This window comes from Pseudobutyrivibrio sp. AR14, from assembly GCF_900101325.1.
Taxonomy (GTDB): domain Bacteria; phylum Bacillota; class Clostridia; order Lachnospirales; family Lachnospiraceae; genus Pseudobutyrivibrio.
Genome location: NZ_FMUY01000019.1, coordinates 24,374 through 38,714, shown reverse-complemented (window position 1 = coordinate 38,714; position 14,341 = coordinate 24,374). Strand labels below are relative to the sequence as shown.

The 14,341-nt window shown below is 38.7% G+C and carries 15 protein-coding genes; all 15 read left to right on the top strand.

Features of this window, described 5'->3' with window-relative positions:
- Window positions 1–245 precede the first annotated feature (245 nt).
- Entirely contained in the window at window positions 246–665 is a 420-nt protein-coding gene (gene rpsL, locus BLP50_RS13090; RefSeq protein ID WP_028234583.1) for a 30S ribosomal protein S12, read from the top strand.
- 147 nt (window positions 666–812) lie between these two features.
- Window positions 813–1,283: a 30S ribosomal protein S7 gene (gene rpsG / locus BLP50_RS13085; protein WP_028242927.1), complete on the top strand. Its 471-nt coding sequence runs from the start codon at window positions 813–815 to the stop codon at window positions 1,281–1,283.
- 15 nt (window positions 1,284–1,298) lie between these two features.
- Window positions 1,299–3,416 carry an elongation factor G gene (fusA, locus tag BLP50_RS13080; protein WP_090155508.1) on the top strand — a complete coding sequence of 706 codons (2,118 nt, stop codon included), beginning with the start codon at window positions 1,299–1,301 and terminating at the stop codon, window positions 3,414–3,416.
- A 106-nt stretch (window positions 3,417–3,522) separates the two neighbouring features.
- A complete protein-coding gene (tuf, locus tag BLP50_RS13075; RefSeq protein ID WP_090155506.1) occupies window positions 3,523–4,710 on the top strand; it encodes an elongation factor Tu in 1,188 nt (395 codons plus the stop codon).
- Window positions 4,711–5,069: 359 nt separating this feature from the next.
- A complete protein-coding gene (locus BLP50_RS13070; protein ID WP_090155504.1) occupies window positions 5,070–5,582 on the top strand; it encodes a DJ-1/PfpI family protein in 513 nt (170 codons plus the stop codon).
- Between the two features lie 60 nt (window positions 5,583–5,642).
- On the top strand, window positions 5,643–5,957 hold the full coding sequence (locus BLP50_RS13065; RefSeq protein ID WP_090155502.1) for a hypothetical protein: 315 nt from the start codon (window positions 5,643–5,645) through the stop codon (window positions 5,955–5,957).
- Window positions 5,958–6,001: 44 nt separating this feature from the next.
- Entirely contained in the window at window positions 6,002–6,964 is a 963-nt protein-coding gene (locus BLP50_RS13060; protein WP_090155500.1) for a phosphatase PAP2 family protein, read from the top strand.
- Window positions 6,965–7,112: 148 nt separating this feature from the next.
- Window positions 7,113–7,352 carry a DUF1653 domain-containing protein gene (locus BLP50_RS13055; RefSeq protein WP_090155498.1) on the top strand — a complete coding sequence of 80 codons (240 nt, stop codon included), beginning with the start codon at window positions 7,113–7,115 and terminating at the stop codon, window positions 7,350–7,352.
- Between the two features lie 42 nt (window positions 7,353–7,394).
- Window positions 7,395–9,299 carry an ATP-dependent helicase gene (locus BLP50_RS13050; RefSeq protein WP_090155496.1) on the top strand — a complete coding sequence of 635 codons (1,905 nt, stop codon included), beginning with the start codon at window positions 7,395–7,397 and terminating at the stop codon, window positions 9,297–9,299.
- An 85-nt stretch (window positions 9,300–9,384) separates the two neighbouring features.
- Window positions 9,385–10,023, top strand: coding sequence for a lactate utilization protein (locus BLP50_RS13045; RefSeq protein ID WP_090155493.1), 639 nt, complete (start codon window positions 9,385–9,387; stop codon window positions 10,021–10,023).
- An 80-nt stretch (window positions 10,024–10,103) separates the two neighbouring features.
- Window positions 10,104–10,778 carry a YczE/YyaS/YitT family protein gene (locus BLP50_RS13040; protein ID WP_242869280.1) on the top strand — a complete coding sequence of 225 codons (675 nt, stop codon included), beginning with the start codon at window positions 10,104–10,106 and terminating at the stop codon, window positions 10,776–10,778.
- Window positions 10,779–10,881: 103 nt separating this feature from the next.
- Entirely contained in the window at window positions 10,882–11,235 is a 354-nt protein-coding gene (locus BLP50_RS13035; protein WP_090155490.1) for an arsenate reductase family protein, read from the top strand.
- 152 nt (window positions 11,236–11,387) lie between these two features.
- On the top strand, window positions 11,388–11,849 hold the full coding sequence (locus BLP50_RS13030; RefSeq protein ID WP_090155488.1) for a LytTR family DNA-binding domain-containing protein: 462 nt from the start codon (window positions 11,388–11,390) through the stop codon (window positions 11,847–11,849).
- Complete coding sequence (locus BLP50_RS13025; protein WP_090155486.1) at window positions 11,846–12,562, top strand: LiaF transmembrane domain-containing protein; 717 nt, start codon at window positions 11,846–11,848, stop codon at window positions 12,560–12,562. Before BLP50_RS13030 ends, BLP50_RS13025 begins: the two co-directional genes overlap by 4 nt.
- Window positions 12,563–12,660: 98 nt before the next feature.
- Entirely contained in the window at window positions 12,661–14,226 is a 1,566-nt protein-coding gene (locus BLP50_RS13020) for an ABC-F family ATP-binding cassette domain-containing protein (RefSeq protein ID WP_090155484.1), read from the top strand.
- The last annotated feature ends 115 nt before the right edge of the window (window positions 14,227–14,341 follow it).

Genomic DNA, 14,341 nt, shown 5'->3' with positions numbered 1-14,341 from the left:
GCACTTAACATTATTCATGTGGGTGGAGTCACTGATTCCAGTTTATAAATATTTAAAGATCATTCTCTTACATGCAAGCATGACGAGAATTAATCTTTAAATATTTATAACTGTGAATAGTAACGTTTTTTTCACATTTTAACGCTTGACATAATGATTTATTGGAAATATAATGTTCTAGCATGCGCTAATAGGGTAATTGCGCCCATTTCCATGCAAAAGAATAAATTAGGAGGTAAAAAAGAATGCCAACATTCAACCAGCTAGTTAGAAAAGGTCGTCAGACATCTGTAAAGAAGTCTACAGCACCAGCACTTCAGAGAGGTTACAATTCTCTTAAGAAGAAGCCTACAAACACTTCTTCTCCACAGAAGCGTGGTGTATGTACAGCTGTTAAGACAGCTACACCTAAGAAGCCTAACTCAGCTCTTCGTAAGATTGCCAGAGTTCGTCTTTCAAACGGAATCGAAGTAACTTCATACATTCCAGGCGAAGGTCACAATCTTCAGGAGCATAGCGTTGTTTTGATTCGTGGTGGTCGTGTTAAGGATTTACCAGGTACACGTTATCACGTAATCAGAGGTACACTTGATACAGCCGGCGTTGCTAACCGCAAGCAGGGACGTTCAAAGTACGGCGCTAAGAGACCTAAGGACGCAAAATAAGATAGCTTAGGTATTAATTTATTGTATATCACATAAACTTTGGTTAGTGTTGTATTTTATTTTACTTAAGATAAATACTGCACGAACACACAGTATTACATGTGAGTACCGTTGATCTAACAAATTTTAGTTAAGGAGGGAAGTATCGTGCCAAGAAAAGGACATACTCAAAAAAGAGACGTTTTGGCAGATCCTATATACAATAGCAAGGTAGTTACAAAGCTTATCAACAACATCATGCTTGATGGTAAGAAGGGTGTAGCTCAGAAGATTGTATATGGTGCATTTGACAAAGTCGCAGAAAAGACTGGAAAGCCAGCACTTGAGGTTTTCGAGGAAGCTATGAACAACGTTATGCCTGTACTTGAGGTAAAGGCTAGACGTATCGGTGGTGCTACATATCAGGTACCTATCGAAGTAAGACCAGATCGTCGTCAGGCCCTTGGCCTTAGATGGCTCACAATGTTCTCACGTACACGTACTGAGAAGACAATGGAAGAGCGTCTTGCAAACGAGATCATGGATGCAGCTGGTAACACAGGTTCAGCTGTTAAGAGAAAAGAAGAAATGCATAGAATGGCAGAGGCTAATAAGGCATTTGCTCATTACAGATTCTAATAGGAGGGGCTAACAGTGGCAGGAAGAGAATATCCACTTGAGCGTACCAGAAATATTGGTATTATGGCTCATATCGATGCCGGAAAGACTACACTTACAGAGCGTATTCTTTATTACACAGGTGTTAACTACAAGATTGGTGATACACACGAAGGTACTGCAACCATGGACTGGATGGAGCAGGAAGCAGAGAGAGGTATCACAATCACTTCAGCTGCTACAACATGTCACTGGACTGAGCAGGAAAACTGCAAGCCTAAGAAGGGTGCTTTAGAGCACCGTATCAATATCATTGATACACCAGGCCACGTAGACTTTACTGTTGAGGTTGAGCGTTCCCTTCGTGTACTTGATGGCGCCGTTGGTGTCTTCTGTGCAAAGGGTGGCGTTGAGCCACAGTCAGAGAATGTTTGGAGACAGGCTGACACATATAACGTACCAAGAATGGCTTTCATCAATAAGATGGATATCCTTGGTGCAAACTTCTACGGAGCTGTTGATCAGATCCGTGATAGACTTAAGAAGAACGCTATCGTTCTTCAGCTTCCAATCGGTAAGGAAGATGATTTCCAGGGAATCATCGATCTTTTCGAGATGAAAGCATACATCTATAACGATGATAAGGGTGATGATATTTCTATCACAGACATCCCAGCTGATATGGCAGAGGATGCTGAGCTTTATCACACAGAGCTCGTTGAGAAGATCTGTGAGTTAGATGATGATCTTATGATGGAGTATCTTGAGGGTGAGGAGCCTTCTATCGATGCTCTTAAGGCAGCACTTCGTAAGGGTACTTGCGAGTGTCGTGCTATCCCAGTATGCTGTGGTTCAGCTTACAGAAACAAGGGCGTTCAGAAGCTTCTTGACGCAATCCTTGAGTTCATGCCAGCTCCTACAGACGTACCAGCTATCCAGGGTGTAGATATGGATGGCAACCCAGTTGAGAAGCACTCTTCAGACGAAGAGCCATTCGCAGCTTTAGCATTTAAGATTATGGCTGACCCATTCGTTGGTAAGCTCGCATTTATCCGTGTATACTCAGGTACATTGAACTCAGGTTCATACTGCCTTAACGCTACAAAGGATAAGAAGGAGCGTGTAGGTCGTATTCTTCAGATGCACGCTAACAAGCGTACAGAGTTAGACAAGGTTTACTCTGGTGATATCGCAGCTGTAGTAGGTCTTAAGGTTACTACAACTGGTGATACAATCTGCGACGAGCAGCACCCAGTAATCCTCGAGTCTATGGAATTCCCAGAGCCAGTTATCGAGCTTGCTATCGAGCCTAAGACTAAGGCTGGTCAGCAGAAGATGGGCGAGGCTCTTGCAAAGCTTGCTGAAGAGGATCCTACATTCCGTCAGCACACTGATCAGGAAACAGGTCAGACAATCATCGCTGGTATGGGTGAGCTTCACCTTGAGATCATCGTTGATCGTCTTCTTAGAGAGTTCAAGGTTGAGGCAAACGTTGGTGCACCTCAGGTTGCTTACAAGGAGACATTTACAAAGCCTGTTGATCAGGAATACAAGTATGCTAAGCAGTCAGGTGGTCGTGGTCAGTACGGTCACTGTAAGGTTAGATTTACTCCAATGGATGCTAACGCTGAAGAGACATTCAGATTTAAGTCTTCAGTAGTTGGTGGTGCTATTCCTAAGGAATACATCCCATCTGTTGGTGAGGGTATCGAGGAAGCAGCTAAGGCTGGTATCCTTTGCGGATTCCCTGTTCTTGGTGTAGAAGCAGACGTTTACGATGGTTCTTACCATGAAGTCGATTCATCAGAAATGGCATTCCACATTGCTGGTTCAATGTGCTTCAAGGAAGCTATGGCTAAGGCAGCTCCAGTACTTCTTGAGCCTATCATGAAGGTTGAAGTTACTATGCCTGAGGAATACATGGGTGATGTAATCGGATCTCTCAACGCTAAGAGAGGTCAGATCCAGTCTATGGATGATCTTGGCGGCGGCAAGATTGTTAGAGCACTTGTTCCACTTGCAGAGATGTTCGGATACTCAACAGAGCTTCGTTCATCAACACAGGGTCGTGGTAACTACTCAATGTTCTTCGAGAAGTATGAGCCAGTACCAAAGAACGTTCAGGAACAGATTATCTCTAATCATTCAAAGTAATTCTAAATAGTTGAAAAAACTCGGTATTTCTATTATAATCGGAAATACCGAGAGTTTAGAACTAAACAGCCCGGTTAGGGCATTATATTAAGGAGGATTTTTAAAAATGGCAAAAGAGCATTTTGACAGAACCAAACCACATTGTAACATCGGTACTATCGGACACGTAGACCACGGTAAAACAACTCTTACAGCAGCTATCACAAAGGTACTTGCAGAGAGAGTATCTGGTAACGCAAAGGTAGACTTCGAGAACATCGATAAGGCTCCAGAGGAGAGAGAAAGAGGTATCACAATCTCTACAGCTCACGTTGAGTACCAGACAGAGAAGAGACACTATGCACACGTTGACTGCCCAGGCCATGCTGATTATGTAAAGAACATGATCACAGGTGCTGCTCAGATGGACGGCGCTATCCTTGTAGTTGCTGCAACTGACGGTGTTATGGCTCAGACAAAGGAGCACATCCTTCTTTCACGTCAGGTAGGTGTACCTTACATCGTAGTATTCCTTAACAAGTGTGATATGGTTGATGATGAGGAGCTTATCGAGCTCGTAGAGATGGAAGTTACAGAGCAGCTTGAGGAGTATGACTTCAACGATTGTCCAATCGTTAAGGGTTCAGCTCTTAAGGCTCTTGAGGATCCAAACGGCGAGTGGGGCGACAAGATCATGGAACTCATGAACACAGTTGATGAGTACATCCCAGATCCACAGCGTGAGACAGATAAGCCATTCCTTATGCCAGTAGAGGACGTATTCACAATCACAGGTCGTGGTACTGTTGCTACAGGTAGAGTAGAGCGTGGTGTTCTTCACCTTAACGACGAGCTTGAGATCATCGGTATCAAGGAAGACACAATGAAGACTGTTGTAACTGGTATCGAGATGTTCCGTAAGCTTCTTGATGAGGCTCAGGCTGGTGATAACATCGGTGCACTTCTTCGTGGTGTTAACCGTGATCAGATCCAGCGTGGACAGGTACTTGCTAAGCCAGGTACTGTAACATGCCACACAAAGTTTACAGCTCAGGTTTACGTTCTTACAAAGGATGAAGGTGGTCGTCATACTCCATTCTTCAACAACTATCGTCCACAGTTCTACTTCAGAACAACAGACGTTACAGGTGTTTGCGAGCTTCCAGCAGGTACAGAGATGTGCATGCCTGGCGATAACGTAGAGATGACAATCGAGCTCATCCACCCAATCGCTATGGAGCAGGGTCTTACATTCGCTATCCGTGAGGGTGGTAGAACAGTAGGTTCTGGTCGTGTTGCTACAATCATTGAATAGTCGCGAGTAACGAGACACGAACTCATAATGAAATAATTAAAATGCTCAGCACAAGCTTGCTTGAAGCTGAGCATTTTTTATTTCATGAGTGTTTGCGGCGACAGACGCGAACACGAAGATTGCGAAGCAATCTGAGTTCGTGGATAGTTAGGAGATAAAATGAAAAAATCAATTAAGTATATTAATTGAACAGCCCAACCCAAATTATAAAAATTATGCCCTTCGAGGATTTCCTCGGAGGGCTTTTTTTATATAAAATATATTCGGAAATATTATACATGTTGTCGAATATTGTTGCTTATAAATATTCTATTTGCTAGAATACCTCATATAAAAAATATACAACAGAGGTGATTAATTTGAAAACTGTAGTATTACTCTATGAGACATGCTGTATTTATGAAATCGTGATTACTAATTATTTTCTACAGTGTACAGGCCATGAAATAGTTTTTGCTACAATTGATGGCGCTCCTGTTAAGGCACAAGAACAGTTTTCAATGAATGCGACGTGTGCATTAAAAGAAATAGATCCTGATGAAGTGGAATTACTTTTGATTCCTGGTGGCGATATTTCATCTATTGCAAATGAAGAGGTGTATTCATTTATTCGCTCTGTTGTAGATAATAAACATTTGGTTGCTGGTATCTGTAATGGTGTAGATGAACTGGATAATGCAGGAATTTTGAAAGGAATAGAATCAACTCATTCTGTTAATGAGCCTTTAGTTGTAGGAGAATATGTTATTACTGCAAGGGCAAATATGTACGTTGATATGGCAATAGCTATTGGAAAGAAGATGAAGTTATTTGTAGATGAAGCTGATTTACAGGAGACCATAGATTTTTGGAAATTGCATAAGACAATGTAATAAATTTTGCAAATAATAGATTTAATAAAATACAAATAATATTTTATGGAAGGATAACGTATGAGTAATAAGGTATGGGGAGTTTTTGCGTTAATTTTATCATTGGTATTGGCCTTCAAGTTTTTTGGCGGTTCAGTATGGATGATGCTGATTATTTATGGGATTTTTTGTCTTTATCAAAGAAATAAAAATGAAGAATGGAAGTATGAAAAGAAATATATAATAGTTCGAGCAATAAGTACATTAGGTTTATTGGCAATTATACTAGGCAAAATAATAGTAAATGATTTATTTGTTATTATGGGAGGCGCCCTAGTTGCTTGTACATTAGCACCTCTGATTGTAATGGATTTCTATTACTATTATAAGAAATAAAGAGTAATATGGAATTTAGAGAGTTGTAGAAAGGTGAGTTATAAATGGATATTAAGTATTTACTTTTTTTACAGAATATCAGATTAAACGCTCCTGAATGGTTCAATGAGCTAATACAATTTATAACTGATACAGCAGGGGGAGTTCTGCTTATATTGATTCCGATGATAATATTCTTCTGTATAGATAAGAAGAAGGGTGAGTTTGTATTGATTTCCTTTTCTATCGGCTCTGTTCTAAATGTTATTATTAAAAATATATTTTGTATATATAGACCGTGGATGCGCTCAGAGCTGATAAAACCAACAAAAGAAGCTATAAAAGGAGCTGGGGGATATTCATTCCCAAGTAGTCATACACAAAGCAGTGCTTCATCTTATGGCGCTATTGCTTATGTTTATCGTAAAAAGAAAGCGGTATGTGCGATTTTTATATTATTGGTACTATTAGTTGCATTTTCGAGAAACTATCTAGGCGTACATACACCACAGGATGTAATAGTAGCTATATTAGAAGCCATAGCAGTAATATATCTGACCAGCATTATTCAAAAGAAACTGGGAGATTCATTAAAAAATCGTATGATTTTCTATTTTGTAGTGGTTGCAGTTATTGTGGTAGTTACTGCTTTTATGGTACTTAAGAATTATCCTATTGATTATAATGAGGCAGGCAAAATTATATATAAGCCTGTTCGCGCTATTAAATCATACGCAAATAAAGCAGGATTGATTATAGGAATTTTATCTGCTTGGATTCTAGAAGAAAAATATATCGCATTCAGCACAGAAAACTTAAGTATGAAAGATAAATTAATACGAGCGATTATAGGAATTACAGTTTATCTATTAGGTGATATATTTGCCGATATGATATCTTCACAAGTATCAGTCAGATGGATAGAGGCATTTGTGAAAAATGGAATACGCTATTTCTGTCCTTTCTTCTTTGGTCCACTGATCTTTACAAGAATGGGGGCAATTAAGGGAAACACAGAGCGGAGCTAAAAAATATAGCCTTATCAAATCCCACTAGATTTGATAAGGCTCTTACTTTATATTTATATACATCATGAGAATGATTCCGAGTTTTTTACTAGAATACCTCTATAGAAAACCGTATTATATAAGATGAGAGCAAAAAAGGAGGATACAAATGCAAGAATTACAATTACACAGAATTTATAAGCATTTTAAAGGAAATTATTATTTGGTTGAGGATGTGTGCAAGCATTCAGAGACACAGGAAGATATGGTAATTTATAGAAAGCTATATGATGATGGTTCACTATGGGTGAGACCGCTGGAGATGTTTTTATCAGAGGTGGATCATGAGAAGTACCCTGATGTGGAGCAGAAATATAGATTCCAGTTGCAGGATGTGCCAAAGAAATAATATAGGTAACAAAGAGATTAGGAGATATTATCGTAGTTATATATGACGCAGCAGGAATTTTTTGAAACATACGGAGCTAGGCTCAATGAGCAGCAGATTGAGGCTGTGAAGACTGTTGAGGGGCCTGTGCTTCTTTTGGCAGTTCCAGGAAGTGGTAAGACTACAGTGTTAGTTAATCGCTTAGGATATATGCTCTATTGCAAGGGCATTGCGCCAGAAAATATTCTCACACTTACATACACCGTGGCAGCAACAAAAGACATGGCTGCTCGATTTAAAAATATATTTGGCGAGGAAGTATCAGATAGACTAGAGTTCAGAACTATCAACGGAAGTTGTGCCAAGATAATCGCTCATTATGGTCGATTGATTGACAAGCCTTCATTTGAATTATGCACAGATGAAAAAGAAATAGGCGCGCTTCTCGGAAATATTTATTTAAACGTAGTGGGAGAATATCCGACAGAAAGTGATATTAAAACAGTAAGAACACTGATTACATATTGCAAAAATATGTGTTTAGATAAAGAGGAAATCAAGAAGCTTGGGAAAGATGAGGACCTTGATTTACTTCAAATATACGAAATATATAATAATGAGCTTAAATCTAGAAGTCTGATGGATTATGATGACCAGATGGTCTATGCATATAGGATTTTAAAAGGCTCTAAATTTATACTTGATTACTATCAAAAACAGTATCCATATATCTGCGTTGATGAGGCTCAGGACACCTCTAAAATCCAGCATATGATAATTAATTTGCTGGCGGGAGATGCTGGCAATATTTTCATGGTAGGAGATGAGGATCAGAGTATCTATGGATTTAGAGCGGCTTACCCGGACGCTCTTTTAAATTTTGAGAAAGAGCATATTGGAGCAAAAGTTTTATACATGGACAAAAACTATCGTTCCAATGCGAAAATAATAGAGGCCGCTGATATTTTTATACAACATAACAAAGACAGGTATCAAAAACATATATGTGCTACAAGAGAGGGCACATCTGAGATTAATTTCCTGGAGATTAGTCGGGAAAAGCAGTATGCTTATCTAATTAAGGTGGCAGAGAATATTCAAAATCAGACAGCCATATTATATAGAGACAACGAGAGCATTTTGCCGCTTGTGGATTTGTTGGAGCGAAAAGCATTGCCTTATAACATTAAAAATGTAGATATGGCTTTTTTTACAAATAAAGTGGTGCTGGATATATTAAACATCCTTCAGTTTTCATTTGTACCAATGGATGAAGAATTATTTATGAAGATATATTTTAAATTCCAGTCCTATCTCAGCAAGCAAAACGCAATAGAAATGTGCAGGCTGGCCGAGAGAAATCGCTCATCCATATTAGAGGCGGCAGAGCTTATAAATATTAATGGGCGGGTATTAGGTAATTGCAGATCTCTTGACACTCATTTTAAGAACATGGTAAATGAGGACCCATACAAGGCTATCATCAGAATAGAAAAATATATGGGATATGGCGAATACATGACTGCAAATAATCTAGATAAGAATAAGTTATTTATTCTAAAAATGCTTGCAAAGCAGGAGCCGACTATTCCATCATTTATAAATCGCCTTTATGAACTCCGCCAGATTCTCTCTGAAAAGAAGAATGAAAAAAGAGAAAAGCTGATACTTTCAACAATCCATTCTAGCAAGGGATTGGAGTATGACAGTGTAATTCTTATGGATGTTATAAATGGAGTATTTCCAAGCAAAGTCATTAGGAAAAATTCAAGAGCATCAGCTCAAGATAAAAAGGATTTTGAGGAAGAAAGAAGAATCTTCTATGTGGGAATGACTCGAGCGAAGGAAAGGCTTACTATTTTTAAATATTTAAATAAGCAATCAGTTTTTGTCAAAGAATTAGCGCCAGTTGAAGAGGCTGAAGAAAAAGAGACAAGATCGGAGAAAGTAGCACTTGAAAAATCATAAACTACTGCAGCATCATCTTATCTGAATAGGATGAGAAAGCAGAGTTAATAAAAAGGGTTAATTAAAAGAGAAGGAAGGAGTCGTTATGAACGAAAATATCACAAAGCGTAACCAACTGCTGGCACAGAAGGTTATCAAGGGGCTTGAATCAAGAAATATGACAGGCTACTATGCTGCTACTAAGGAAGAGGCACTTAAGATAGCCCTTGATTTAATTCCAGAGACTTCATCAGTAACAATGGGTGGGGCTATGTCTGCAAGGGAGATTGGTCTTGTAGATGCATTAAAAAATGGCAATTATAATTTCATCGAAAGAGAAAATGCCGAGACACCTGAAGAAAAAAGAGCTGCAACTTTAAAGGGTTATGATGCAGACTATTTCTTATCCAGCGCCAATGCTATCACAGAAGATGGCGTAATGGTAAATATAGATGGCAATTCAAATAGAGTTTCTTTTATTGCCCATGGACCAAAGCACGTTATCTTTATCGTAGGTATGAATAAGGTGTGTGATGATATTGATGGTGCAATGAAGCGTGCGAGAAATGTAGCAGCACCAATCAACGCTCAGAGATTTGGACTTACAACTCCATGCGCACAGACTGGTTCATGCATGAATTGTAAATCACCTGATACTATTTGCTGCCAGTTTTTAATTACTAGATATTCTAGACATAATGACAGAATGCATGTGATTCTTGTTAACGATTCTTTAGGCTTCTAAAAGTAAAATTAATGCTTGATTTTATTTCAGTATCTGGGATAATGAATGCGAATTAATTTTGTTATTAGAGGTACAACCTGATGTTAAAAAAATATAGAGATAATCTCACCACCAAGGCAATCATTATTAATATGGTGGTTGCAGCGGTGAGCCTGTTTGTAAATGGTTTTGGAGTCTATCTTACAATTCAGGCCAATATCGGCGCAAGCCCTTGGGATGTGCTTAATCTGGGATTATCCAATACTTTTGGCATACTGTATGGAACCGCTTCTATTTTAGTGTCATTTACTATTTTAGGAATCGATATCCTCATGAAGGAAGCAATTGGAATCGCCATGATTATCGATGCCATTGTGGTAGGAAAATCAGTGGATTTCTTCAATAGAATAGGTGCCGTGGAAAAGTGTGATTCATTTAAAACTGCTATTCCAGTGATGATACTAGGGCTTATTATCATGGCTTACACCCAGTATTTTTACATGAATACATCATTGGGCTGTGGACCGAGAGATACTTTGCTTATAGGACTTACTAGAAGGACTAAAGGGATACCAATTGGCCTAGTTAGCATAGGGCTTCTTGCAACAGCCACATTTATTGGATGGCTTTTAGGAGGACCTGTTGGAATAGGTACATTTATATGTGCATTTGGCGCTGGACCTATTATGCAGTTTGCATTCTATACAGTTAAGTTTAATGCCACAGATATAAAACATCAGAATATAATTCAATCATTTAAAATACTAAGAGCATAGAAAAAGCTTCTGGGATACATTCTCAGAAGCTTTTTTTCTGGCCACAAATATGAGAAAATGATAATAATATTTAACGGAAAAGCTTAACAAGAGAGGAGATACTATGATTAAAGTATATTGCTATTCAAAATGCTCAACATGCAAAAAGGCTATCAAGTGGCTTGAGGACAATAAGATCAAGCATGAGGTTATCGATATAAAAGAGAATCATCCAGATGAGAAGACTCTTAAGGAGCTTCACAAGAAAAGCGGACTTCCACTTAAGAAATTCTTCAACACTAGCGGAATGCTCTATAGAGAAATGGAACTTTCAAAGAAGCTTCCGGATATGAGTGAGGCTGAGATGTACAAGCTTCTTGCATCAGATGGAATGCTTGTTAAGAGACCACTTTTGATAACTGATAAGGGGGTAATGCCAGGATTTAAGGAAGAGACCTGGAGTGATTTGACAAAATAGTTTCCACATAAAATAAAAGTAGAGAGTCTGTTTGAAAGTATTTCAAGCATCTTTTATTTACCTCTCAGGAGATAAAATTTACCTCTTATCCCAAATTGTTGTACGAGGAAAAAAGATATGTAAAATTATAATCATAGGAGGCGCCAATAGTTATGAAGATAAATATTGACGTAGATGATTCTTTACAGCAGGACATGATAACCATCCATTGCAGAGAGATAACAGATGAGATATTAGAGCTGCAGCGACTGTTATCCCAAAAGCAGACAGGCGGGCAAAAGATATCAGCCTATATTGATGACACAGAGTACTATGTGGATGTCAAAACAATATTATTTTTGGAGGCTGATGGTAATTACATATCTGTCCACACAGCAAAGTCAATCTACAGGGTTAGACAAAAATTATATGAGCTTGAGGAGTTGTTACCGAGGGATTTTTTACGAGTATCCAAATCGACTATCGTAAATACGGAACTAATTGCTTCTATTAAAAAGAACATTACTGGAGCAAGCGAGATATCCTTTAGGAGCTCCATTAAGAAGGCTTATGCATCGAGAAACTATATTAAAGCATTGATAGAAATCATGGATGAAAAGAGGTTGAAAAGATGAAAGATTATAGAATTAAAGCAGTAGTTAGAGGACTTGCGATTATCGCATTTGCAGTATGTTTACTTCTTAGCAAGACAACAGCATTTCAGACATTTCCAATGGTAAAAATTGGAATGTGCATTATCCTAGCTATAGTACTTATAGAGTCACTTTTTGAAAGAAGCTGGCTTGGAGTATGTTTCCCACTTGGTATTGGCGCATGCTTATTCCAAAATGAATTAGGTCTTGGCAGTGTAAATTATGCAATAATCATTCTTGCATTTGTGCTTATTGGAGTAGGACTTACACTTATATTTGGCAAGAAGAAATATACTAAAATCTACGAGAATGCACATGACAAATTCTGTGATGCTGGGGGCTCAGAGTATACTGAGGATACAGACAGATTTGACTTAGATAATAATATGGGCACAAAGACCCAGTATGTTAATATCAAGAATCTCCGACAGGGTAATATTGATAATGCCCTTGGTCAGCTTACGGTTTACATGAATGGCACAACAATTGCACCAGAGGGAGCAAAGCTTGATATCGACAATGGCTTAGGCCAACTTAATATCTATTTCCCAAAGGAATTTAGAGTAGTATTTAAGACAGAAAACGGACTTGGAAAAATCAACATCCACGGAGAAGGCTCCAAGGATGAGAACCAGCCAATCGTTTATGCAAATGTTGATAACGGTCTTGGTTCAACAGATATTTATTTTGAATAATGTATCAAGGAGGGCCCTTTAGGGAAGATTCCTTGATATACAGAACTCCCATTTGTCGAAGGCAAATTTTCAATGGGAGTTCTTCATTGTGAGGTAATATGAGTATTTTAAACGTAGAGCATTTATCCCATGGTTTTGGAGATAGAGCCATATTTGAAGATGTTTCATTTAGACTTTTAAAGGGTGAGCATATTGGACTTGTTGGAGCCAATGGTGAGGGTAAGTCCACATTTATGAATATAATCACAGGCAAGCTTCAGCCAGATGAAGGTAAGATAGAGTGGTCAAAAAAGGTGCGAGTTGGGTACTTGGATCAGCATACTGTTCTTGAAAAGGGAATGACTATAGGTAGTGTTCTTCACAGCGCATTTGATTTTCTCTATGAGATGGAGCAGGAGATGAATGACATCTATGCTAGCCTTGGAGATGTTACAGATGACGAGGAAATGAACAAGCTCATGGAGGAGGCTGGTACTATTGCAGACCTGCTTACCATGCATGATTTCTATATGATAGATGCAAAAGTCGAGGAGGTTGCTAGAGCCCTTGGAGTTCTTGAGTTGGGACTCGATAAGGATGTAACAGAGCTTTCAGGTGGACAGCGAACCAAGGTACTTATGGCAAAGCTGCTTTTAGAGAAGCCAGACATTTTACTTCTTGACGAGCCCACCAACTATTTGGATGTGGAGCATATTGAATGGTTAAAGCGCTATCTCAATGACTATGAGAATGCATTTATCCTTATTTCCCATGATGTGCCATTTTTAAATTCGGTTATCAACTTGATTTATCACATGGATAACAAGCAGCTTAATCGCTATGTTGGCGACTATGATAAGTTCCAGGAAGTCTATGCTATGAAGCAGAGTCAGCTCCAGGCAGCGTACAATAGACAGCAGAAGGAAATAGCTGAGTTAAAGGATTTTGTGGCTAGAAACAAGGCAAATGTTGCCACTAGAAATATGGCAATGTCACGCCAGAAAAAGCTAGACAAGATGGACATGATTGAGCTTGCAGCAGAAAAGCCAAAGCCAGAATTTTACTTTAAGGAGGCCCGCACCCCAAGCCGTGTAATATTCTCCACAAAGGACTTGATTATAGGCTACGATAAAAATGAGCCACTTTCAAAGCCTCTTAATTTAGAGATGCAGCGCAAGCAAAAGATAGTGCTCACTGGTGCCAATGGTATCGGAAAGACAACACTTTTAAAGAGTATTTTAGGCTTGATTCCACCACTTTCAGGCACAGTTTATCAGGGAGAATTCCTTGAAATTGGATACTTTGAGCAGGAGATGGATCAGCATATTTCAACAACTTGTATCGAGGAAATATGGAACGAGTTTCCCTCGTACAATCAAAATGAAGTAAGAGCAGCACTGGCAAAGTGCGGACTTACAACAAAACATATAGAGAGCTTGTGTAGAGTTCTTTCAGGTGGCGAGCAGGCAAAGGTTAGACTTTGTAAGCTTTTAAATCGTGAGACCAATCTACTTTTACTTGATGAGCCTACCAACCATCTTGATGTGGATGCCAAGGACGAGCTGAAGCGTGCGCTTAAGGAATATAATGGCAGCATTCTTATGGTATGTCATGAGCCAGAATTTTATGAGGGACTGGCTACTGATGTGTGGGATTGTAGTACATGGACCACAAAGACTATATAGTATATGAAAAAATGAAAAATAATAAATGACATTTGTCATTTCACATGATGACAGCCTTCACTACAGAGGGCTGTTATTTTTTTGTATCATTCAATCATAAAATAAAGCAAACAAA